The sequence below is a fragment of the Arthrobacter sp. S39 genome, from assembly GCF_004320525.1.
Lineage (GTDB): Bacteria > Actinomycetota > Actinomycetes > Actinomycetales > Micrococcaceae > Arthrobacter.
Genome location: NZ_SIHX01000001.1, coordinates 68,689 through 89,430 on the forward strand (window position 1 = coordinate 68,689; position 20,742 = coordinate 89,430).

21 protein-coding genes are annotated in these 20,742 nt (G+C 67.2%); 15 read left to right on the top strand and 6 right to left on the bottom strand.

The genetic code is table 11. The features are described from left to right. The first annotated feature begins 57 nt into the window (after nucleotides 1–57). The gene (locus EYS21_RS00330; RefSeq protein WP_131131178.1) at nucleotides 58–894 is read left to right on the top strand and encodes a type IV toxin-antitoxin system AbiEi family antitoxin domain-containing protein; all 837 of its coding nucleotides are present in this window, start codon (nucleotides 58–60) and stop codon (nucleotides 892–894) included. Between the two features lie 132 nt (nucleotides 895–1,026). Here EYS21_RS00330 and EYS21_RS00335 read toward each other — a convergent pair whose 3' ends face one another. Both EYS21_RS00335 and EYS21_RS00340 read right to left on the bottom strand, forming a co-directional pair. Next, on the bottom strand, nucleotides 1,027–1,452 hold the full coding sequence (locus tag EYS21_RS00335; protein WP_131131179.1) for a hypothetical protein: 426 nt from the start codon (nucleotides 1,450–1,452) through the stop codon (nucleotides 1,027–1,029). 13 nt (nucleotides 1,453–1,465) lie between these two features. Next, nucleotides 1,466–2,134 carry a TRIC cation channel family protein gene (locus tag EYS21_RS00340; protein ID WP_131131180.1) on the bottom strand — a complete coding sequence of 223 codons (669 nt, stop codon included), beginning with the start codon at nucleotides 2,132–2,134 and terminating at the stop codon, nucleotides 1,466–1,468. 61 nt (nucleotides 2,135–2,195) lie between these two features. Here EYS21_RS00340 and EYS21_RS00345 point away from each other — a divergent pair, with 61 nt between their 5' ends. From EYS21_RS00345 to EYS21_RS00390, 10 genes are all read left to right on the top strand, one after another. Next, nucleotides 2,196–2,930: a CbiX/SirB N-terminal domain-containing protein gene (locus tag EYS21_RS00345; protein ID WP_165478236.1), complete on the top strand. Its 735-nt coding sequence runs from the start codon at nucleotides 2,196–2,198 to the stop codon at nucleotides 2,928–2,930. A 145-nt stretch (nucleotides 2,931–3,075) separates the two neighbouring features. Next, a complete protein-coding gene (locus EYS21_RS00350) occupies nucleotides 3,076–4,824 on the top strand; it encodes a nitrite/sulfite reductase (protein WP_131131181.1) in 1,749 nt (582 codons plus the stop codon). Continuing rightward, the gene (locus EYS21_RS00355) at nucleotides 4,821–5,567 is read left to right on the top strand and encodes a phosphoadenylyl-sulfate reductase (RefSeq protein WP_242633218.1); all 747 of its coding nucleotides are present in this window, start codon (nucleotides 4,821–4,823) and stop codon (nucleotides 5,565–5,567) included. Before EYS21_RS00350 ends, EYS21_RS00355 begins: the two co-directional genes overlap by 4 nt. Then, complete coding sequence (cysD, locus tag EYS21_RS00360) at nucleotides 5,564–6,532, top strand: sulfate adenylyltransferase subunit CysD (protein ID WP_242633219.1); 969 nt, start codon at nucleotides 5,564–5,566, stop codon at nucleotides 6,530–6,532. The genes EYS21_RS00355 and cysD overlap by 4 nt, the downstream gene beginning before the upstream one ends. A 45-nt stretch (nucleotides 6,533–6,577) precedes the next feature. After that, on the top strand, nucleotides 6,578–8,002 hold the full coding sequence (locus tag EYS21_RS00365) for a GTP-binding protein (RefSeq protein ID WP_131131857.1): 1,425 nt from the start codon (nucleotides 6,578–6,580) through the stop codon (nucleotides 8,000–8,002). A 111-nt stretch (nucleotides 8,003–8,113) separates the two neighbouring features. Next, nucleotides 8,114–9,280 (top strand): RtcB family protein, encoded by a 1,167-nt coding sequence (locus EYS21_RS00370; protein ID WP_131131182.1) that lies wholly within the window; start codon nucleotides 8,114–8,116, stop codon nucleotides 9,278–9,280. 130 nt (nucleotides 9,281–9,410) lie between these two features. Next, nucleotides 9,411–10,541 (top strand): ABC transporter substrate-binding protein, encoded by a 1,131-nt coding sequence (locus EYS21_RS00375; RefSeq protein ID WP_131131858.1) that lies wholly within the window; start codon nucleotides 9,411–9,413, stop codon nucleotides 10,539–10,541. Nucleotides 10,542–10,610: 69 nt separating this feature from the next. After that, nucleotides 10,611–11,336, top strand: coding sequence for an ABC transporter ATP-binding protein (locus tag EYS21_RS00380; protein WP_131131183.1), 726 nt, complete (start codon nucleotides 10,611–10,613; stop codon nucleotides 11,334–11,336). Beyond that, nucleotides 11,326–12,357, top strand: coding sequence for an ABC transporter permease (locus EYS21_RS00385; RefSeq protein ID WP_242633220.1), 1,032 nt, complete (start codon nucleotides 11,326–11,328; stop codon nucleotides 12,355–12,357). The genes EYS21_RS00380 and EYS21_RS00385 overlap by 11 nt, the downstream gene beginning before the upstream one ends. 204 nt (nucleotides 12,358–12,561) lie before the next feature. Beyond that, nucleotides 12,562–13,299 (top strand): DNA alkylation repair protein, encoded by a 738-nt coding sequence (locus tag EYS21_RS00390; RefSeq protein WP_131131184.1) that lies wholly within the window; start codon nucleotides 12,562–12,564, stop codon nucleotides 13,297–13,299. Here the strand turns inward: EYS21_RS00390 and EYS21_RS00395 are convergent. Further along, nucleotides 13,296–13,790, bottom strand: coding sequence for a cupin domain-containing protein (locus tag EYS21_RS00395; protein WP_131131185.1), 495 nt, complete (start codon nucleotides 13,788–13,790; stop codon nucleotides 13,296–13,298). The genes EYS21_RS00390 and EYS21_RS00395 overlap by 4 nt on opposite strands. Nucleotides 13,791–13,861: 71 nt before the next feature. On the opposite strand from EYS21_RS00395, the gene EYS21_RS00400 reads away from it, so the two are divergent. From EYS21_RS00400 to EYS21_RS00410, 3 genes are all read left to right on the top strand, one after another. Next, nucleotides 13,862–14,479 carry a TetR family transcriptional regulator gene (locus tag EYS21_RS00400; protein WP_242633221.1) on the top strand — a complete coding sequence of 206 codons (618 nt, stop codon included), beginning with the start codon at nucleotides 13,862–13,864 and terminating at the stop codon, nucleotides 14,477–14,479. 186 nt (nucleotides 14,480–14,665) lie between these two features. Beyond that, nucleotides 14,666–15,931 (top strand): uroporphyrinogen-III C-methyltransferase, encoded by a 1,266-nt coding sequence (gene cobA / locus EYS21_RS00405; RefSeq protein ID WP_131131187.1) that lies wholly within the window; start codon nucleotides 14,666–14,668, stop codon nucleotides 15,929–15,931. 87 nt (nucleotides 15,932–16,018) lie between these two features. After that, nucleotides 16,019–17,485, top strand: coding sequence for an FAD-dependent oxidoreductase (locus tag EYS21_RS00410; protein WP_131131188.1), 1,467 nt, complete (start codon nucleotides 16,019–16,021; stop codon nucleotides 17,483–17,485). A 91-nt stretch (nucleotides 17,486–17,576) separates the two neighbouring features. Here EYS21_RS00410 and EYS21_RS00415 read toward each other — a convergent pair whose 3' ends face one another. Both EYS21_RS00415 and EYS21_RS00420 read right to left on the bottom strand, forming a co-directional pair. Next, the gene (locus EYS21_RS00415; protein WP_131131189.1) at nucleotides 17,577–18,404 is read right to left on the bottom strand and encodes a DUF1206 domain-containing protein; all 828 of its coding nucleotides are present in this window, start codon (nucleotides 18,402–18,404) and stop codon (nucleotides 17,577–17,579) included. A 5-nt stretch (nucleotides 18,405–18,409) separates the two neighbouring features. Then, a complete protein-coding gene (locus EYS21_RS00420; protein ID WP_131131190.1) occupies nucleotides 18,410–18,700 on the bottom strand; it encodes a hypothetical protein in 291 nt (96 codons plus the stop codon). 156 nt (nucleotides 18,701–18,856) lie between these two features. Here EYS21_RS00420 and EYS21_RS00425 point away from each other — a divergent pair, with 156 nt between their 5' ends. Further along, the gene (locus tag EYS21_RS00425; protein WP_131131191.1) at nucleotides 18,857–19,393 is read left to right on the top strand and encodes a hypothetical protein; all 537 of its coding nucleotides are present in this window, start codon (nucleotides 18,857–18,859) and stop codon (nucleotides 19,391–19,393) included. Between the two features lie 135 nt (nucleotides 19,394–19,528). Here EYS21_RS00425 and EYS21_RS00430 read toward each other — a convergent pair whose 3' ends face one another. Beyond that, a complete protein-coding gene (locus EYS21_RS00430; protein WP_131131192.1) occupies nucleotides 19,529–20,659 on the bottom strand; it encodes an AI-2E family transporter in 1,131 nt (376 codons plus the stop codon). Nucleotides 20,660–20,742 lie beyond the last annotated feature (83 nt).

Consider the following 20,742-nt stretch of genomic DNA (forward strand, 5'->3'; position numbering starts at 1 on the left):
TCCACATGGCACAGCTTGGATCTGCCCTCTGCTGTGGCCGGCGGGCACCGTGGAGCCATGGATATTGAGAGTTTTCTCGCCCTGCGGAGCGCAGCCCGGGCTTCCACGCTCCGTAAGGCTGGATTTTCCCGGGCGTACATCGACAAAGCGTTGGCCGCCGGGCGCATCGTCAGGATTCGGCGGGGCGTCTACAGCTTGCCGCGGCAGGCGGATGTGCTCGGCCTGGCGCTGCAGCACAACGCCCTGCTGACGTGCCTGTCGGCCGCCCCCACCTACCGTCTATGGACGCTCCACAACCCAGATTCTGTGCACCTGAGCCCTGGGCACAAGAAGACGCCCTCGGGGACCCTGATTCACGGGAGGTGTGCACACCCGCCGCACAGATGGCTGCCGGTGGCGGGCCTGGCCGACGTCCTCATCCACGCGCTGCGATGCCTGCCCGCGGTGGAGGCGCTGGTTATGGTCCAGTGCGCAGCCCAGCGGGGAGACGTCACGGTGGATTTCCTGCGGCGCAAGCTCCCGGGCAATCGCAACGCCCGCGCCAGGTCCCTATTGGACTACGTGATTCCACGGGCGGATTCCGTACTGGAGGTGTTGGCCAACTACCACTTCCGGCGTGCGGGCCTCCACGTCCGCAGGCATGTAGAGCTACCTGGGGTGGGCGAGGTGGAATTCCTTGTTGAGGAGTGCCTCGTGGTGGAGACCGACGGCAGCACCCATTTGGAGCCACGGCAAGTAAAGAAGGACCGAAAGCGGAACAATGCCACCCTGATTGGCGGGCGTCTTGGCCTTAGGTTCGGCTATGACGACGTCGTCCATCACCCTGAGCGGATGGTGGCAGAGGTGTTGGCGGTGCTGGAGCTGTGCCGGCAGGGAGGCTTCGGCGCGCGGTGAGTGCCGCCGTCGTACTTTCCGTGGTGGGGCACATTGGCGCCCGGCAAGCGCATTCCGCGTTGGACTGACGGCGTGTCCGTGTCGAAGTGCCCCACGAAGGCGGCGAAGAGAGCCGCCAAGCGCCAGGAGCCCCTAGTCTTCCTCGTCGTTGAAGGCCCACTCGAACATGTCGAAGACGAACTCCGAGAAGGTGCCTTCTTCGGACTTCCACTGGGCGCGGGCGTTGTTGCGGCGGTAGACGATGGGGTCAGGGACGCCGAGGTCGCCTACACGGAAGCCCCAGGTGAACTGTTCTTCCTCGTCCTCCAGGAACATCAGGAAGCCTTCGTCGTCAACTTCGAGTTCCTCGGGGTCCCAGAAGTAGTGGTACGCCTCCATCAGGTCCTCGCAGCCGCCGAGGGCCAGGTAGAACTCGCGCAGGACCAGGGGAATCTGGAATTGGTGTTCGTCGAGGGCGGAGTCGAGCTCGTCGGCGGACAGCCCGTCCTCTTCCTGCCATTCGTCTTCGAGATACTTCGGAACAAGCGCGCGGAACTTCTCGAGGAACATGTCAGTCATGGTCATATCGTAGCTAATTCCACGGCTGTGATTCGCCGCCGTCCACACCCCGGCGGTGCCAGCCGTGCACCGCCAGCGGAACGTACCAGGACCGGCGCCACGCGATGACACGGAAGGTGAACACCACGGCCGCCACGGCACACGCGGTCAAAGCATTGAAGGAACCGGTCACCCAGAGGAAAGTGGTCAGGGCCGCTCCGCTGAAAGCGGGGAGCGCGTACAGGTCCCGGGGGTCGAACAGCTGGGGCACCTCATTGGCGGTGATGTCCCGCAGCAGGCCCCCGCCCACCGCCGTCGTCACACCGAGCAGCACCGCGGCAACCGGATTCATCCCCAGCGTCAGGGCCTTCAGCGTGCCGGTGATGCAGAACAGTGCCAGCCCGCCGGCGTCGAACAGGATGAGCAGCGAAGTGAACCGCTGGACGCTGGAAAAAAGGAAATACACCAGCACAGTGGCAAAGACGGGAGGCGCCAGGTACGCCGGGTTGGTGAACGCGGCCGGGGTGGTGTTCAGGATGATGTCGCGGATCACGCCGCCGCCCAACGACACCAGGGAGGCCAGCAGCAGCGAACCCACGAGGTCGAACTGCTTCCGCGCCGCGAGCAGTGATCCGGAGACGGCAAAGAAGAAGACGCCGGCCAGGTCCAGCCAGACCAGGGCGATGTCAAAAGGGAATGTCATGGAGCGTCCCGGCATATTTCAAGAGGGCGGACAGAGCGGCTCCAACGTTACGCTAGCGGGTATGAACAGCCCCATCATGATCGCCTGCGCCCACGGAACGTCCAGCCCGCTGGGTGCTTCCGAGGTCAATGGCCTCCGTGCCGACATCGCCGCGCTGCGCCCCGGCCTGGATGTGCGGGAGGCGTACGTGGATGTCCAGGACCCGGACCTCGTTGACGTCATGGCAGGGCTGCCGGAGGGCGAGCCGGCGGTGATTGTGCCGCTGCTGCTCAGTGTCGGCTTCCACACCAAGGTGGACATTGCCAAGGCGGCGCGTGGCCGTGATGGCAGCAGCGCGTCGGAACCCCTCGGCCCGGACGCCAGGCTGGCGGAGATCCTCGACCAGCGGCTGCGCGAGGCCGGCGCCACCGAGCATGATGCCGTGGTGCTGGCGGCCGCGGGATCCACCAATCCCAAAGCCTCCGTCAGCGTCGAAGAACTCGCCGCGCACCTCAGGGAGCTGCGGGGCAACAGGATCGTGCCCGCCTACGGTGCGGCCGCTAAGCCGTCAGTGCCCGACGCCGTTGCCTCCCTGCGTGCCGAATATCCGGGTGGGGAGGGGCAAAGCAGAGTCATTATTGCCTCGTACCTCTTGGCGCACGGCTTTTTCCACGACCAGCTGGCCAAAGCCGAAGCCGACATCGTGACGGAACCGCTGCTGCCTTCGCGGCTCATGGCAGAGATCGCGCTGGACCGGTACGACGCCGTCGTCGTCACCGCAAAGGCTGCCGCAGAGGCTGCCGCCGTCGAGCCGTAGGAGCCATCCCCGGAGGCCTCCGAGGATGCACAGCCTGGGGGCATGTTCAAGGCCCCTCGGCGGTTCATGACGAAATGTTTCCCTAGGTGACTTAGCGTTTCCCGACCCTTTGTGACGCTATTCGGGTGGGACCTACAGTCGATGCATGACTGATACAGCTCTAGCCGGAGCGTCTGCGGACCCCGCTGCCCCCAAGCGCCCCGCACGCACCTCCACCCGCCCCGCTGCCAAGCCGCACGGCCAGTGGAAAGTGGACGGAAAAACCCCGCTGAACGCCAACGAAACCTGGAAACAGGAAGACGACGGCCTTAACGTGCGCGAGCGTATCGAGTCGATCTACTCCAAAGAGGGCTTCGATTCCATCCCCGGCCAGGACCTGCACGGCCGCTTCCGCTGGTGGGGCCTGTACACCCAGCGCAAGCCCGGGATCGACGGCGGCAAGACCGCGACGCTCGAGCCGCACGAGCTCGAAGACAAGTACTTCATGCTCCGGGTCAGGATCGACGGCGGCGCGCTCACCACCGAGCAGCTGCGCGTCATCGGCCAGATCTCCGTGGACTTCGCCCGGGATTCCGCCGACCTCACCGACCGCCAGAACATCCAGCTGCACTGGATCCGCGTGGAGGACATCCCCGAGATCTGGACCCGCCTGGAAGGTGTTGGCCTGTCCACCACCGAAGCCTGCGGCGACGTGCCCCGCGTCATCCTCGGCTCCCCGGTGGCCGGCATCGCCAAGGACGAGATCATCGACCCCACCCCGCTGATTGCGGAGCTGGGGGAGCGGTTCATCGGCAACCCGCTGCTGTCCAACCTGCCGCGCAAGTACAAGACCGCCATCACGGGCCACCCCAGCCAGGACGTGGTCCACGAGATCAACGACTTCGCCCTGGTGGGTGTGAAGCACCCCGAACTCGGTATCGGCTACGACCTCTGGGCCGGCGGCGCACTGTCCACCAACCCGATGCTCGGCAAGCGCCTCGGTGCCTTTGTGAGGCCCGAGGAAGCCGCCGAAGTATGGCTCGGCGTCACCAGCATCTTCCGCGACTACGGTTACCGCCGCATGCGCACCAAGGCCCGCCTGAAGTTCCTGATGGCTGACTGGGGTCCGGAGAAGTTCCGCCAGATCCTTGAGGACGAATACCTGGGCTACAAGCTGGCCGACGGTCCCGCCGCCCCCAAACCGACCTCACCGGGCGACCACATCGGCGTGCACGAGCAGAAGGACGGCAAGTTCTTCATCGGCGCCACCCCGCTGGCCGGCCGCCTGTCCGGCGGTCAGCTGGTGAAGCTCGCGGACACCCTTGAGGCCCGCGGCTCGTACCGCCTGCGCACCACCCCGCACCAGAAGCTCGTAGTGCTGGACGTTGCCAAGGACCACGTGGAGCCGCTGGTCGCCGAGCTCGACGCCCTGGGCCTGTCCGCCCGCCCGTCCGTGTTCCGCCGCGGCACCATTGCCTGCACCGGCATCGAATACTGCAAGCTGGCCATCGTGGAAACGAAGGTCACCGCCGCCACCGCCGTCGCCGAGCTGGAACGCCGCCTGGCTGACCTCATGGCGTCCGGCGAACTGCCGCACGCGCTGTCCCTGCACATCAACGGCTGCCCCAACTCCTGCGCCCGCATCCAGACCGCGGACATCGGCCTCAAGGGCATGATGCTTCCCACGCCCGACGGCGACCCGACCCCGGGTTTCCAGGTCCACCTCGGCGGCGGGCTGGCTTCGACCGACCGCGAGGAGGCCGGCCTGGGACGCACCGTCCGCGGCCTCAAGGTCTACGTTGAGGACCTGCCGGATTACGTCGAACGCGTCGTCCGCACGTTCGTCGCCCAGCGCGCCGAAGGCCAAACCTTCGCCGAATGGGCCCACGCAGCAGATGAGGAGGCACTCCAGTGAGCAACACCGATCCGGTGGTTGAGCCCGTCGAAACCAAGCCCACCCTCCGCACCCACGACGAGCTCAAGGCCATCGCCGAGTCCGGCGCCGCCGAGCTCGGCTGGGACGCACCCGCCCGCGACGTGATCGCCTGGGTGGAACGCAACTTCGACCTCTCCGCAGTGGCGGTCGCCTGCTCCATGGCCGACGCCGTCCTGCCGGCCCTGGTCGCGGACCAGATGCCCGGCGTTGACGTCCTGTTCCTGGAGACCGGCTACCACTTCCCGGAAACCTACGCCACGCGTGACGAGGTGGCCGCGAACCTGCGTGTCAACGTCGTTGACGTGTTGCCGGAGAACACCGTCGAGCAGCAGGACCGGCTCCTGGGCAAGGACCTCTTTGCCCGCGACGCCGCCCAGTGCTGCGCCCTCCGCAAGGTGGCCCCGCTGCGCCGCACCTTGGCCGGCTACGAACTCTGGTTCACGGGTGTCCGCCGCGACGAGGCCCCCACCCGCACCAACACTCCGCTGGTGACCTGGGACCACGTTAACGGCCTGGTCAAGGTCAACCCGGTGGCCGCGTGGACGTTCGACCAGCTGGTCCAGTACTCCGATGACAACCTCCTGCCGGTCAACCCGCTGCTTTCCCAGGGTTACCCCTCCATTGGCTGCCAGCCCTGCACCCGGAAGGTGGCGCCGGGCGACGACCCCCGCGCCGGCCGCTGGGCAGGGACCGACAAGACAGAATGCGGACTACACGTATGAGCACCCTTAACGACACCCTGGTTTCGACAGGCTCAACCACCGAGCCGGTGATCGAGCCTGTCGAGATATCCACGCGCCTCTCCAGCCTGGACGCCCTCGAGTCCGAAGCGATCCACATCATCCGCGAAGTCGTGGCCGAGTTCGAGAAGCCCGCGCTGCTGTTCTCCGGCGGCAAGGACTCCGTGGTGATGCTGCACCTGGCCACCAAGGCGTTCTGGCCGGGCAAGGTCCCGTTCCCCGTGCTGCACGTGGACACCGGCCACAACTTCCCCGAGGTCATCGACTTCCGCGACCGCACCGTCGAGCGCCTGGGCTTGAAGCTCGTCGTCGGCTCCGTCCAGGAGTTCATCGACCGCGGCGAGCTGGCCGAGCGTGCCGACGGCACCCGCAACCCGCTGCAGACCGTCCCGCTGCTGGACGCCATCCAGAAGAACAAGTTCGACGCCGTGTTCGGCGGCGGCCGCCGCGACGAGGACAAGGCCCGCGCCAAGGAGCGCATCCTGAGCCTCCGCGACGAATTCGGCCAGTGGGACCCGCGCAACCAGCGCCCTGAGCTGTGGAACCTCTACAACGGCCGCCACACCGTGGGCCAGCACGTCCGTGCGTTCCCCATCAGCAACTGGACCGAGCTGGACATCTGGCGCTACATCGAACGCGAGAACATCGAGCTGCCGGGCCTGTACTACGCCCACGACCGCGAAGTGTTTGCCCGCGACGGCATGTGGCGTGCGGTGGGCGAGGTTTCCCAGCCGCTGCCGCACGAGGAAGTCATCACCAAGACGGTCCGCTACCGCACCGTGGGCGACATGTCCTGCACCGGTGCCGTTGAATCGGCCGCAGCCACCGTGAGCGACGTTGTGATCGAAGTTGCCGCCTCCACCATCACCGAACGTGGCGCCACCCGTGCAGATGACCGCATCTCCGAGGCAGCCATGGAAGACCGCAAGAAGGATGGGTACTTCTAAATGAGCACTTTTAATACGCCGGTGGTTGAGCCTGTCGAAACCCTGATTTCGACAAGCTCAATCACCGAGGCAGCCCTGCCCACCACCCTGTTCCGCTTCGCCACTGCAGGATCGGTCGACGACGGGAAGTCCACTTTGGTGGGCCGCCTCCTGCACGACTCGAAGGCGATCCTCGCTGACCAGCTCGACGCCGTTGCCCGCACCTCTGCGGACCGCGGGTTCGGCGGCGCGGGTGCCACCGGCACCCAGGCGATCGACCTCGCCCTCCTGACCGATGGCCTGCGCGCCGAGCGCGAGCAGGGCATTACCATCGACGTGGCCTACCGTTACTTCGCCACGGACCAGCGCAGCTTCATCCTCGCCGACTGCCCCGGGCACGTGCAGTACACCAAGAACACGGTGACCGGCGCGTCCACTGCGGATGCCGTCGTCGTACTCATTGACGCCCGCAAGGGTGTCCTGGAGCAGACCCGCCGGCACCTGTCCGTGCTGCAGCTGCTGCGGGTGGCGCACGTGATTGTGGCCGTGAACAAGATCGACCTGGTGGACTTCAGCGAGTCCGTGTTCCGTGAGATCCAGGCCGACGTGCAGCAGGTGGCCCGCGAACTGGGCATCGGCGCGGCTGCGCTGGGGACCGCTGACCACATCGACGACCTGCTGGTGATCCCGGTGTCCGCCCTCGACGGCGACAACGTGGTGGACCGGTCCGAGCGCACCCCCTGGTACGACGGCCCGGCCCTGCTGGAGGTCCTCGAGACCCTGCCGGCCGCCGACGAGATCGACACCCAGCTGGAGAGCTTCCGCTTCCCCGTGCAGCTGGTCATCCGGCCGCAGGGTGCGCTGGCTCCCGACGCCGTGGCCGCCGGCCTGGACGTGGAGGCCTACCGCGACTACCGCGCGTATGCCGGCCAGATCACCGAGGGTTCCGTGAAGGTGGGGGACAAGGTTTCCGTCCTGACGCCCGGCCAGGGCCCCCGCACCACCACGGTCACCGGCATCGACTTCGCCGGTGAGTCCCTGGAGGAGGCGTTCGCGCCGCAGTCCGTGGCCATCCGCCTCGCTGAGGAATTCGACGTCGCCGGCGGTGACACCATCGCCGCCGCCGGGACCGTCCGCGAGTCCTCCGCCGACCTGTACGCAGCCCTGTGCTGGCTCTCGCCCAAGCCTTTGCGGGAAGGTGCCAAGGTGCTGGTCAAGCACGGCACACGCACCGTCCAGGCGCTGGTCCGCAACGTCAGCGGCAAGCTGGACCTGGCCTCCTTCAAGCTCGAAGCTGCGTCAAGCCTGGAACTGAACGACATCGGCCACGCGCAGCTTCGGCTCGCCGCGCCGCTGCCGCTGGAGAACTACCTGCACCACCGCCGCACCGGCGCGTTCCTGGTGATCGACCCGCTGGACGGCAACACGCTGGCCGCTGGCCTGGTCAAGGACCACCCGGGCGACCACGAGGACGAGCGCTACTCGATCTGATATCCACCTCGGAACCGCGGCATGTTCGCAGATCCTGGCCTTCACGGGCCGGTTTTGCGAACAGGCCGCGGTTTTGTTGTTTTCGTATCCTTCAACAAGGAGGCGACACGCGTGGAGACCATCAACAGCAAGCTCATCAGCTGGGCCTCGATCCTGGACGCCAAGACCCTTGACCAGGCGCTGGCCACCTCCACCCTGCCGTTCATCTACCCGCACCTCGCCCTGATGCCGGACGCGCACTTGGGCAAGGGCGCCACCGTGGGCTCGGTGATCCCCACCCTGCACGCGATCATTCCGGCCGCCGTCGGCGTGGACATCGGCTGCGGCATGATCGCCGTCCGGACCCAGTACTCGGTGAAGGACCTGCCCAGGGACCGCAAACGGCTGCGCGAGGCCATCGAACGCGCCATCCCGCTCTCCGCAGGCCACAACAACAGAACAGTCCAGGCCACCGCCGAGCCGCGGATCGCCGAGCTCAAAAGGCTGGCGGCCAAGGCCGGCTTCAACCCCGCCCAGTACGTCGAAAAGTGGGACCTGCAGCTGGGCTCCCTGGGATCGGGCAACCACTTCATCGAAGTCTCCGCCGACGAAACCGACGCCGTCTGGCTCTTCCTTCACTCAGGCTCCCGCGGCGTGGGGAACAAGATCGCACAGCATCATATCGGCGTCGCCCAGCAGGTGACCCGAAAGCGGGGGACCAAACTGCCGGACCCCGACCTCGCCTACCTCGACGAAGGCACCCCCGAGTTCACCCGGTACATCGCGGAGCTCCGCTGGGCCCAGCACTTCGCCCTCCTGAACCGCGAGGAAATGATGGACCGGGTGATCACGCAGTTCGGCCACTGGGTGGGCGGCCACGTCACGGAACGCGAGCGGATCAACTGCCACCACAACTTCACCCGGCTGGAGACGCACTACGGCAAATCCGTGTGGGTCTCGCGCAAGGGAGCGATCAGAGCCGAGCCCGGCGATCCGGGACTTATTCCGGGGTCCATGGGGACGGCGTCGTACGTGGTGGAAGGCCTGGGCAACCCCTCCTCGCTGAACTCCTCCCCGCACGGGGCCGGCCGCGAGTACTCCCGGACCGCCGCCCGGAAGACATTCTCGCTGGCGGAACTGAAGGAAGCCATGCACGGCATCGAGTTCCGCCCATCCGAGGCATTCATCGACGAGATTCCAGCGGCCTACAAGCCCATCGACGTCGTGATGAGGGACGCAGCGGACCTCGTGAAGGTGCGGCACAAGCTGCGGCAGCTGGTCAACGTCAAGGGCAACTGAACTCCGCGAACCGCGTCTCCCCGCCACCGAATGTGACGCTAGATGAACCCGCGTGACCCAGCGTTTCTGCTTCATTGAACGGGTAATCGGCACTCCCTATGGTGAAACAATGACTAGTTCCAAGCCCGGGATGACCCGGATCGTGGCCGGTGAAAGCGCGGTGCCCAAGCACAAGCGTGCCATTGAGGCTGCGCTGGCCATCGGGCTGGTCCTGCTGATCGCCGTTGGCGCCGTGGTGGCGTCCAGCGTTTCGCGTAACACTGAGGCCCAGGCCGCCACGCCGTCGCCCACCCCCGCTGAAGAACTGAAGCTTGGCTACTTCGGCAACATCACCCACGCAGCAGCCCTGGTGGGCATCAACCAGGGCTTCCTCGCCAAGGAACTGGGCAGCACCAAGCTCAGCACCGCAACGTTTAACGCCGGGCCGGCCGCCATCGAGGCCCTCAACGCGGGCGCCATCGACGCCGCCTACATCGGCCCCAACCCGGCCATTAACTCCTTCGTCAAGAGCGGCGGGGAATCGGTGAGCGTCATCGCAGGCGCTGCCGCCGGCGGTGCCCAGCTGGTGGTCCGGCCGGACATCAATTCCGCCGCGGACCTCAAGGGCAAGACACTCGCCACGCCCCAGCTCGGCGGCACCCAGGACGTCGCGCTGCGCGCCTGGCTGGGCTCGCAGGGCTACGACACCAACGTGGACGGCAGCGGCGACGTCGCCATCAACCCCACGGACAACGCCCAGACGCTGAAGCTCTTCCAGGACGGAAAGCTCGACGGCGCGTGGTTGCCGGAGCCGTGGGCCTCGCGTTTGGTGCTCCAGGCCGGAGCCAAGGTCCTGGTGGACGAAAAGGACCTGTGGGACGGTTCAGCGTCCGGCAAGCCGGGGGAATTCCCCACCACCATCCTGATCGTCAACAAGACCTTCGCCGCGGAGCACCCGGACACGGTCAAGGCCCTCCTCCGCGGCCACGCCAAGTCCGTGGCCTGGCTCAATGACACCCCCTCCGCGGAAAAAGCGGCCGTCATCAACGCCGCGCTGCAGGAATCCGCCGGCGCAGCCCTCCCGGCGGACGTCATCGACCGGTCACTGAAGAACATCATTTTCACCGTGGACCCGCTTGCCGGGACCTATCCCAAGCTGCTCAAGGACGGGGTGGAGGCCGGCACCACCAAACAGGCCGACATCAACGGCCTGTTCGACCTCCGGGCCCTGAACGAAGTCACCGGAAAGTCCATCTCCGCGGCCAACCTCGGCCAGGACTGACCACCAAGCACTGCATCACCCAGCAACCGCACCACCCAGCAACCGCACTACCAACGTAAGGACGGGACCATGCCAGTCGTACTGGAAAACCTGGGCAAGCGCTTCGGCGACGGCGCCCCGGTGCTGGACGACGTCAACGCCACCATCGCGTCGGGCGAGTTCGTCGCCCTCCTCGGTGCCTCCGGCTGCGGCAAATCCACCCTGCTGAACATCATGGCGGGACTGGAGGCCCCGACGTCGGGCGCCCTGGAAGTGCCCAGCGACGGCGCCGCGTTTATGTTCCAGGACGCCGCCCTGTTCCCCTGGCTCACAGCGCGGGAGAACATCGAACTGGCGCTGCAGCTGCGCGGCGTGGGCAAGGCCGAGCGCCGCGCCAAGGCCAACGAGCTGCTGGAGCTGGTGCACCTGGGCGGAGCCGGGGACAAGCGCCCGCACGAGCTCTCCGGCGGCATGCGCCAGCGTGTTTCACTGGCGCGTTCCCTCGCCCAGGACCGGCAGCTGCTGCTGATGGACGAGCCGTTCGCGGCCCTGGACGCCATCACCCGGGACCTCCTGCATGATGAGCTGGAACGCATCTGGAAAGAGACCGGGCGGACCATCGTTTTTGTCACCCACAACGTCCGCGAGGCCGTACGGCTGGGCCAGCGCGTGCTGCTGCTGTCGTCCCGCCCGGGCCGTGTGGTCGAAGAGTGGGCCGTCACCGAGGAACACCGAACCGACGCCGGCCTGGCCGGACAGCTGACCGGGGTCATCACCGCCCGGCTCCGGGAGGAGATTCGCCGCCATGCCAAATAACCCCACACCCGTCGCCGCCTCCGCGCCCGATGCCGCCCCCGCCCCTTCGCCGGACCGCTTTCGTCCTGCGGACGAAGCGGCCGGCTTCGACAGGCCCGATGCCACTCCCAGGGCGGCATCGGGCGCTCCGTCCGTCCACGCCGCGCTGACCCGGACCTCCACCGGGCACGAGGACCTTCGCCAGCTGGAAGCCGGCCTCGACTCCCTGCAGTCCGACGCCGTCCGCAAGGCCCGCATCGACTGGAGCCGCATCCTGCTGCCGATTGCAGCCCTGGTGGTCCTGGTCCTGATCTGGCAGTTCTACGTCTCCCTTGGCGTGAAACGCCGCGACCTGGTGCCCGGCCCGCTCGACGTGCTGGGCCAGGTCGGAGTCCTGTGGGGCGAGGGCAAGCTCCAGGAAGCAGTGTGGACTTCGCTGCAGCGCGGGCTGGTCGGGTTCCTGATCAGCGTCGCCATTGCCACCCCCGTGGGGCTGCTGCTGGCCCAGGTGGCTCCGCTGCGCCGTGCCTTCGGGCCGCTGATTTCCGGCCTGCAAGTGCTGCCTTCCGTGGCCTGGGTTCCGGCTGCGATTATCTGGTTCGGCCTCACCGACGCCACCGTCTACTTTGTGGTGTTTATGGGCGCCATACCGTCCATCATCAACGGCCTCATCTCCGGCGTGGACCAGATCCCGCCGCAGTACCGCCGGGTGGGTACCGTCCTGGGCGCGAACCGCTTCCAGATGGCCGTCCAGATCATCCTTCCCGCGGCCCTTCCCGGCTACCTGGGCGGCCTGAAGCAGGGCTGGGCGTTCTCGTGGCGCTCCCTCATGGCGGCGGAAATCATCGCCGTGGGCGGCACCATCGGCTTCGGCCTCGGCTCGCTGCTGGACCAGGGCCGCGTCCTGTCCGACATGACCGTGGTGATGGCGGCCATCCTGCTGATCCTCGGAGTCGGCATCCTGATCGAGCTGCTGGTCTTCGCGCCGATCGAGAAGCGCCTGCTCCGCAGCCGCGGCCTCCTGTCCGGAAGCACCCGCTAACCCGGCCCGACCCAAACGTCACAGCAGAGCCCGACGGTGAGTCCCGCCGTCGGGCTCTGCTGTTTGTTGGCGACTTTGTTGGCGCGACCCGCCCCGAACTGGGGCACATTGACACGGACACGCCGTTGCCAAAGATGATCTGCCCCTAAATCCCGGCCAATGTGCCCCACGACGGCGTGGCATCGCGTCTGGCAGACTGGCGCCATGGCCCCCGGATCTCCAGCGCATCCCACCGCCGCCGCGTTCTTGGCCCGGCTGCAGGAATTGCAGTCCGACGACGAACAGCGGAAGTACCAGCGCTACTTCAAGACGGGTCCGGGAGACTACGCCGAAGGCGACTTCTTCCTGGGCGTTCGGATGGGGCAGGTCTTCGATCTCGGCAAGGAATTCGTGGCCATGGAGCTGCCGCAGATCGAGGCCCTCCTGGACGTGGACATCCACGAGGCGCGGGCCGGGGCAGTCAAAATCATGGCCCTCCAGGCCGCCGGCAAAAAGGCCAGCGATGACCTCCGCAGGGATCTGTACGGGCTCTACCTGCGCCGCCACGACCGGATCAACAACTGGGACCTCGTGGACCTGGGGGCCGGACGCGTTGTGGGCGGGTGGCTCGTCGACAAGCCCCGCGAGGTCCTGTACACAATGGCCCGCTCAGCAAACCTGTGGGAGCGGCGGACGGCCATCGTCGCCACGTCCTGGTTCCTTCGGACCGGCGACGTAAAAGACACGTTCGCCATCGCCGAGCTGCTCCTCGACGAGACGGAGGACCTGATCCACAAGGCCACCGGCGGCTGGCTCCGCGACGCCGGCCGCAGCGACCGGCCCCGCCTCCTGGAATTCCTGGACGCGCACGCGGCCTCGATGCCGCGGACGGCGTTGCGCTACGCGATCGAGCACCTGGACAAGCCGGACCGGGACCACTACCTGCGGCTGAAGAACGCCTAGCCTTCCGGGAACGGCGGCGGACCCAGGAGCTCGATGCCGCCATTGAGCCGGCCGGATTCGCGGATGCGGCCGAAGTCAACGAGACCTGAAGCCTCACCGGCCGCGAGCGGTTCACTGGCGCCGAAGTAGAACGCCTGGGCACCGCCGGGGGTGTGCAGGCACAGGACGCGGGTGCCCTCCTGCGTGACCTTGAACGCGTGCGGGACGCCTCTCGGGGCGATGGTCACCCCGCCGGCGGCGACCCGGTGCTCGGTGCCGTCCATGTTCATCAGGATCTCGCCGGAGAGGATGTACATCGTCTCGTCGGAGTCCGGGTGGGTGTGCAGGGGAGTGACCTTGTTGATTTCCATCTCGTCTTCGAACAGGAGGAACGCCCCGGCGGTGTCCTCCTCCGTGGCCTTCCAGGTCTGCACGCCTCCGCCGAAGAACCAGCGCCTGGCCCCTTCGCCGGGCTGCCGGACAATTGCGGATGCTGAATTCTTTGTCTCCATGGTGGCCGCCTCGACGCTGATGGGCTTATGGGACTCATGTCCCATAACAAGACTGGAGTACCATGAAGTGCATGTCAAGACCCTACGCAGACGTCGGCCGCACGGGCCAGAAACGCCGCACCCTTGATGCCCTGGTCGCAGCGGCGCGCCAGCTTGTTGCTGATGGCGCCACGCCCACGGTGGACGAGGCCGCGCTCGTCGCCGGCGTCGCCCGCAGCACGGCCTACCGGTACTTCCCGGGGCAGCGTGAGCTGCTGGCTGCCGCCCATCCGGAAACTGCCCGGACGACGATGCTCCCGGAAAATCCGCCGGCCGACGTCGCCGGGCGCCTGGACGCCGTCGTGGTTGAGTTCACCCGGATGATCCTCGAAACGGAAGCGCAGCAGCGGACCATGCTGAGGCTGTCCCTCGAACAGACCACTGAGCAGCAAAAAGGCCTGCCCCTGCGGCAGGGCCGGGCGATCGCCTGGATCACTGAGGCTCTCTCCCCGCTCCAGGAAACGATGGCGGAGAAGGATATTCACCGGCTGGTCCTGGCGATCCGCAGTGCCACCGGCATTGAGTCCCTGGTCTGGCTCACGGATGTCGGCGGCCTGAGCCGGGACGACGCCGTCGCCTCCCAGCGGTGGACGGCGGCCGCCCTGCTCAACCAGGCCCTCTCGCGCGGGCTGCCGGGTGCCGCGCACTAACCCCGCAGCCGCCGTCGTGGGGCACTTCGACACGGACACGCCGCCAATTGAGCCCCCGCCGGCCCTCATCGTCGCCAATCTGCCCCACGACGGCGGCCCGGCCGTATGTGACGCAGCGTTACCTTACGTGAACTGGTGTTTCCACTGCCGTTGTTGGTGAATGTGACGCGGCCCTACCGTTGATCCATGGCAATTCAGGATATTTACCCCACAGCACTGCGGCTGCTCGGCCGCCCCGTGCTGGTGGTGGGCGGCGGCCCCGTGGCTGCCCGCCGCGCCAAGGGGCTGCTCGACGCCGGTGCCCGGGTCACCGTCGTGGCTCCCGTTGCCTCCGCCGCGCTCCAGGAACTGGCCGACGCCGGCCTCCTCACCTGGGAGCCGCGCACCTACGTCGGCACCGACGTCGACGGCGTCTGGTTCGTCCAGACCGCCACCGGCGATCCCGCCGTGGACACCCAGGTTGCGGCCGACGCCGAGGCGCAGCGCATCTGGTGCGTCAACGCCTCCGACCACGAAGCCTCCGCCGCGTGGACTCCCGCCGTCGCCGTGGTGGACGACGTGCAGATCGCCGTGAACGCCGGGGGAGACCCGCGCCGCGCCATGGCCCTGCGCGACGCCGTCGCCACCGCACTGGAAACGGGCGACCTCCCGCTGCGCCGCCGTCGTGCATCTGCCGGCTCCGTGGCCCTCGTGGGCGGCGGACCCGGCGATACCGGCCTCATCACCGTCCGCGGACGCAGGCTCCTCGGCCAGGCCGACGTCGTGGTGGCTGACCGCCTTGGCCCGCGCGAACTGCTCAACGAACTTGCCCCCGACGTCCGCGTCATCGAGGTGGGCAAGACCCCCGGCCACCATCCCGTGCCGCAGGCCGAGATCAACCGCATCCTCGTCGAAGAAGCCCTCGCCGGGCACCGTGTGGTCCGACTCAAAGGCGGCGACCCGTACGTCCTGGGCCGCGGCGGCGAGGAAGCCGAGTACTGCCGGCAGCACGGCGTCGAGGTGGAAGTGGTCTCCGGCGTCACGTCCGCGATCTCCGTTCCCGCCGCCGCCGGCATTCCCGTGACACACCGCGGCCTGGCCAAGGGCTTCAGCGTGGTCACCGGGCATGAGGAACTTTCCGAGGTCCCGGCCCGCGCAGACCACACCGTCGTCCTGCTGATGGGCGTCGCCGCGCTCCGCGATTCCGCCGCCGCCCTCCACCAGGCCGGTTTGCCTCTGGACACTCCAGTTGGCATCGTTGAGAACGGCTATCTGCCGAATCAGCGCGTGACCATCGGCACGCTCGGTTCCATCGCCGACCAGGCGGACGCCGCCGGCGTCGCAAATCCCGCCGTGATTGTGATCGGTGACGTGGTGCGCGTGAGCCCCTTCGCGCCGTCGCACTTCAAGACCGCCGACTACAGCACCACCAGCCCGAACAAGCCCCGTACCACCCGAGTTCTAACCCCCTGAAACCCATCGATTGCTCCGCAACCGCCCTTATGAGGCCTCAAAAGGGCCATTACGGAGCAACCGATGCAGAAGAAAAGGAACACAGCCGTGTCAACCAGCACCACCGTAGGATCTGCCGAGCGTCCGCTGCGCGTTGCCGTTGTGGGCTCCGGCCCGGCCGGCGTCTACGCCGCGGACATCCTCACTAAGAGCGAAGCCGTCAAGAGCGGCGAGCTGACCGTGAGCATCGACCTCTTTGACCGCTACCCGGCACCCTACGGCCTGATCCGCTATGGCGTCGCCCCGGACCACCCGCGCATCAAGGGCATCGTCAACGCCCTGCACAAGGTCCTGGACCGCGGAGACATCCGCTTCTTCGGCAACGTGGACTATGGCACGGACCTCTCCATCGAGGACCTCCGCACCCACTATGACGCCGTCATCTTCGCCACCGGCGCCATCAAGGACGCGGACCTGAACATCCCGGGCATTGAGCTGGACGGCTCCTACGGCGGCGCGGACTTCGTCTCCTGGTACGACGGCCACCCGGACGTTTCGCGCGAATGGCCGCTGGACGCCAAGGAAATCGCCGTGATCGGCAACGGCAACGTGGCACTGGACGTGGCCCGCGTCCTGTCCAAGCACGCCGATGACCTGCTGGTCTCCGAAATCCCGGACAACGTCTACGCCGGCCTGAAGGACTCGCCCGTCACAGACGTCCACGTCTTCGGCCGCCGCGGCCCCGCCCAGGTCAAGTTCACCCCGCTGGAGCTCCGCGAACTGTCCCACTCCAAGGACGTGGACATCATCCTCTACGCCGAGGACTTCGAGTTCGACGAGGAATCGGACCGCCTGATCCAGAGCAACAACCAGGTCAAGACCATGGTGGGCACGCTCACCAACTGGATCGCCGAGCAGCCCGAGGACCTTTCCGAGCTCACGGCTTCCCGCCGCCTGCACCTGCACTTCCTGCACAGCCCGGTGGAAATCTTCGACGACGCCGAAACCCCCGGCAAGGTTGCCGGCATGAAGTTCGAGCGCACCGAGCTGGACGGCACGGGCAACGCCCGCGGCACCGGCGAGTTCGTGGACTACCCGGTCCAGGCCGTGTACCGCGCCATCGGCTACTTCGGCTCGGCCCTGCCGGAGATCGAGTTCGACCACAAGAAGGGCGTTGTCCCGAACGACGGCGGACGCGTCCTGGATGCCGCCGGCACCCACGTGCCGGGCATCTACGCCACAGGCTGGATCAAGCGCGGACCGGTCGGCCTCATCGGCCACACCAAGGGCGACGCCCTGGAGACCGTCACGTACCTGCTCGAAGACCGCGAAAACCTGCCGGTTGCCGCCGTTCCCGAGGCGGACGCCGTCGTCGAACTCCTGGACGCCCGCGGCGTGAAGTTCACCAGCTGGGAAGGTTGGCTTGCCCTGGACGCATACGAACTCGCCCTCGGCGCAGCCGCCACCGAGGCCGGCGGATCACACGGCGTGGAGGTCAAGCGTGAGCGCATCAAGGTGGTGCCGCGCGAGGACATGGTTGCCATCTCCCGCGATGGCGTAGCCGCCAACGTCTAAGTCCGGACCAAGACACGCAACGCGGGGTCACTTCCCGCCCGATAAACGGGGTTTATTGGGCGGGAAGTGACCCCGCGTTGCTGTTCCAGGGCTACATCCGGCCAAACCGCGCCCGGACCAGCGCAAACATGCCGTAGCAGATGAAGCCCGCCCCGATCGCGACCAGCAGGTACGGGCCGAACGGGTGGTCGCGGAGCGCCTTGAGGCTGCCGTCCAGTCCAGTGGATTCCTCCGGACTCTGCTTCCCGGCGGCGATGACGAAGAGCAGTCCCGCCAGGTTCAGCGCGATTCCCTTGGCCACGTGCCCGGTGACGCCCAGGGCATCGATGAGTTTGCCGCGCCGGCTGCCGTCGAACCGGAACAGCTCCTCCTTGAAGCCGCGCCGCAGCCCCTTCACCACAAAATAGACGCCAACGCCCATGATGGTCAGGCCCACCGCCACCAGCACGGGCAGGCCAAACGGTGCGTTCAGGAGCGCGGTGCTGAAGTCCCGGGTGGTGTCGCCCGAGTCCCCGCGCATGCCCACGGCGAACCCGGCGAAGCTGAGCCCGACGCTGCCGTAGGCCACGGCCAGGCATCCCGACGAGATGAGTTTCCCGAGCCGCTTCCCGGCGGGAAGGCGCCGTGCCCGGAGCGTCGCTTCACTCAGCTGCCACAACGCAAGCCCGGTGCAGGCAACCACGCAGGCCCACAGCACGGCGGGTCCCCACGGGTTCGCGGCCAGCTGCTCGATGGCGCCGGTGGGTTCGGCCTGCCCCGGCTGGCCGAAGGCCAAGGCGACGGAAATCGCACCGACGATGATGTGGAGCAGGGCCATCACGGCGAATCCGGAGCGCGCCACCACATCCAGCGCCTTGGTGTCCGACGCCTCCTCGACTGCATCCGCCGCCTCGCTGAGGCCGGATTCCCCATCGGCCATGAGAGCTATCCGTTCATGGGCCCCTCGGCGTGCAGCTTCGCGGCCCCGGGGCCTTCCACGTGCACCGTGCAGCGGACCACCAGCTTGCCCGGAGCGTGATCGAGCTCCACCAGGCTGTCGTTGGCACTGAGTGCGGTGAAGACTTCCGAGCCCGCGACCACCGTCACGCCCTTGGCCTTGGCTGTCGCCGTCGCGTTCTCCAGCGCTTCCTTCTCAAGGCCTGCCATGTACGCGGCATCATCTTCACGGGCGGGGTCGCCGAATGCCCAGCCGAACAAAGTCCCAGTGTTTTCCATGGCGACGATATTACGCGTAAGAGTCCTTCAAGTCGGGGTTTCGTAACATTAGTAAGTGTGCTTACCATAGCTACTCCATGACATTGATGGATCACGGCCAGTGAAGACCGCACCAGCGGCATTTTCGGAACCAGTTCGACGTTAGGAAACCACATCATGGCAGGAAATCTTGTTGCCCGGTCCGTTCACGACCTGAGCGCCGCGGCATGGTTCGGCGGTTCGCTGATGGGAGCGATCGGGCTGAACGGGGCGGCCGCGCAGGCCAAGGATCCGGCGGAACGCACCCGGCTCTCCAGCGCCGGCTGGATGAAGTGGGCGCCGGTCCAGACGGCGGCGTTCGCCTCGCACCTGGTGGCTGACCTCGCCATCGCATTGGAGAACAAGGGGCGCATCGCAACGCAGGACGGCGTGGCCAGGGACACTGTGATCAAGACGGCGGTGACACTGGCGGGTGCCGGAGTGACGCTGTACTCCGGCATCCTCGGCAAGAAGGTGGAGAAGCTCGCCGACCAGGGTGCGCGCGGCGCGACGGAGCCCCAGCCGGCGGCGTCCGACGAGCTGAAATCGGCGCAGCAGCAGCTCAAGATCCTGCAGTGGGCCATTCCGGCCTTCGCGGCGGCGGTAGTCGTCCTCGGCGCCAAGCACGGCGAGATGCAGCGGCCCAAGAACGTCTTCGCCGGCCTCCGCTCCTGACCAGCCACAAAGACGGCGCGAACGTACAGTTGAGGCCCTCGCCAAAGGGCCCCAAGTGTACGTTCGCGCTGGTGGAAGTACGACGGCGGTCCGGCACCCAGGTGCCGGGCCGCCGTCGGGCGCTCCCTGGGACCCTCAGGCGGGCTGGGTGTTGGCCGGCGGGAGGTCCGGGTTCATGTCCTCAAGGTGCGGATCCTCCGCGGTCCACACCTGGATGATCGCCCAGGCGACGGCGGCCAGCGGGACGGCCAGCACGGCGCCCACGATCCCCGCGAGGATGGTGCCTGCGGTCAAGGCCATCAGGATCACCAGGGCGTGGAGCTGGAGGGACTTGCCCATGACGACAGGCTGCAGGAAGTCGCCCTCCAGTTGGTTGACGGCCACCACCACGGCGACGACGATCAGCGCCACCACGGGGCCGTTGGCGACGAGGGCAACCAGTGCCGCGAGGATGCCCGCCACCGTTGCCCCCACCAGCGGGATAAAGGCGGTCATAAAAACGATGATGGCCAGCGGGAAGGCCAGCGGTACCTGCAGGATGAGGAGTGCCGCGCCGATTGCTACTGCATCCACCAGGGCCACGATGGCGGTGCCGCGGACATAACCGCCCAGCACCTCCAAGGTGCGGCTTCCCACGCGGCGGAGTTTCGCTTCGCGCTCACCCGTGAACGGCCGCAGGAAGAAGTTCCAGATCTTGGCGCCGTCCTTGAGGAAGAAGAACAGGATCACCACCATCAGGATGGTCCCGGTGATGAACTCGGTCACCACGGACAGGCCGGTGATGGCGCCTGAGCGGACCTGGCTGCTCGTAGCGAATTGAATGATCCCCTCACGCGCCTGGTCCAGCTGCTCCTGGTCGATCGGCACGGGGCCGTTACGCAGGAACTGCTCCAGTTCGTCCAGGCCCGACGACGCCTGCTGCGCCAGATCGCCCCACTGGCTCCGCACGGAGAAGTAGATCACCGTGGAGACGCCGGCGAGCAAAATGAGGAGGGCCACAAAGGCAATGCCCGTGGCCGCGGCGCCGGGCAGTCCTCGGCGGCGGAGCATGTTCACGAATGGTCCGATGGCGGCCGCAAGGATGAGGGCGATCAGTACCGGAATGACCAGCAGCTTGATCTGCATCAACGCGTAAACGGAGGCGACGGCCACTGCCAGGATCAGCAGGACCTGGGCGGAACGGATGCCCACCCTGCCCAGCCCGTCAGCCCACAGTGCCGCGGCTGGCTTTCGTCGGTTCTCGGACGGGCGTGCTGCTCGCGCCATGTGTACTCCTTCATCGGCGGGCACCTCCGGGTGCCGGCGGCGCCCGCGGCGTTACTACCTACGTCAGATGGTAAGCCTACTGA

Coding starts and splice junctions, on each gene's coding strand:
- EYS21_RS00330 (WP_131131178.1), top strand. CDS start 58: ATGGATATTGAGAGTTTTCTCGCCCTGCGGAGCGCAGCCCGGGCTTCC.
- EYS21_RS00335 (WP_131131179.1), bottom strand. CDS start 1,452: ATGACTGACATGTTCCTCGAGAAGTTCCGCGCGCTTGTTCCGAAGTAT.
- EYS21_RS00340 (WP_131131180.1), bottom strand. CDS start 2,134: ATGACATTCCCTTTTGACATCGCCCTGGTCTGGCTGGACCTGGCCGGC.
- EYS21_RS00345 (WP_165478236.1), top strand. CDS start 2,196: ATGAACAGCCCCATCATGATCGCCTGCGCCCACGGAACGTCCAGCCCG.
- EYS21_RS00350 (WP_131131181.1), top strand. CDS start 3,076: ATGACTGATACAGCTCTAGCCGGAGCGTCTGCGGACCCCGCTGCCCCC.
- cysD (WP_242633219.1), top strand. CDS start 5,564: ATGAGCACCCTTAACGACACCCTGGTTTCGACAGGCTCAACCACCGAG.
- EYS21_RS00375 (WP_131131858.1), top strand. CDS start 9,411: ATGACCCGGATCGTGGCCGGTGAAAGCGCGGTGCCCAAGCACAAGCGT.
- EYS21_RS00380 (WP_131131183.1), top strand. CDS start 10,611: ATGCCAGTCGTACTGGAAAACCTGGGCAAGCGCTTCGGCGACGGCGCC.
- EYS21_RS00385 (WP_242633220.1), top strand. CDS start 11,326: ATGCCAAATAACCCCACACCCGTCGCCGCCTCCGCGCCCGATGCCGCC.
- EYS21_RS00390 (WP_131131184.1), top strand. CDS start 12,562: ATGGCCCCCGGATCTCCAGCGCATCCCACCGCCGCCGCGTTCTTGGCC.
- EYS21_RS00395 (WP_131131185.1), bottom strand. CDS start 13,790: ATGGAGACAAAGAATTCAGCATCCGCAATTGTCCGGCAGCCCGGCGAA.
- EYS21_RS00400 (WP_242633221.1), top strand. CDS start 13,862: ATGTCAAGACCCTACGCAGACGTCGGCCGCACGGGCCAGAAACGCCGC.
- cobA (WP_131131187.1), top strand. CDS start 14,666: ATGGCAATTCAGGATATTTACCCCACAGCACTGCGGCTGCTCGGCCGC.
- EYS21_RS00415 (WP_131131189.1), bottom strand. CDS start 18,404: ATGGCCGATGGGGAATCCGGCCTCAGCGAGGCGGCGGATGCAGTCGAG.
- EYS21_RS00420 (WP_131131190.1), bottom strand. CDS start 18,700: ATGGAAAACACTGGGACTTTGTTCGGCTGGGCATTCGGCGACCCCGCC.
- EYS21_RS00425 (WP_131131191.1), top strand. CDS start 18,857: ATGGCAGGAAATCTTGTTGCCCGGTCCGTTCACGACCTGAGCGCCGCG.
- EYS21_RS00430 (WP_131131192.1), bottom strand. CDS start 20,659: ATGGCGCGAGCAGCACGCCCGTCCGAGAACCGACGAAAGCCAGCCGCG.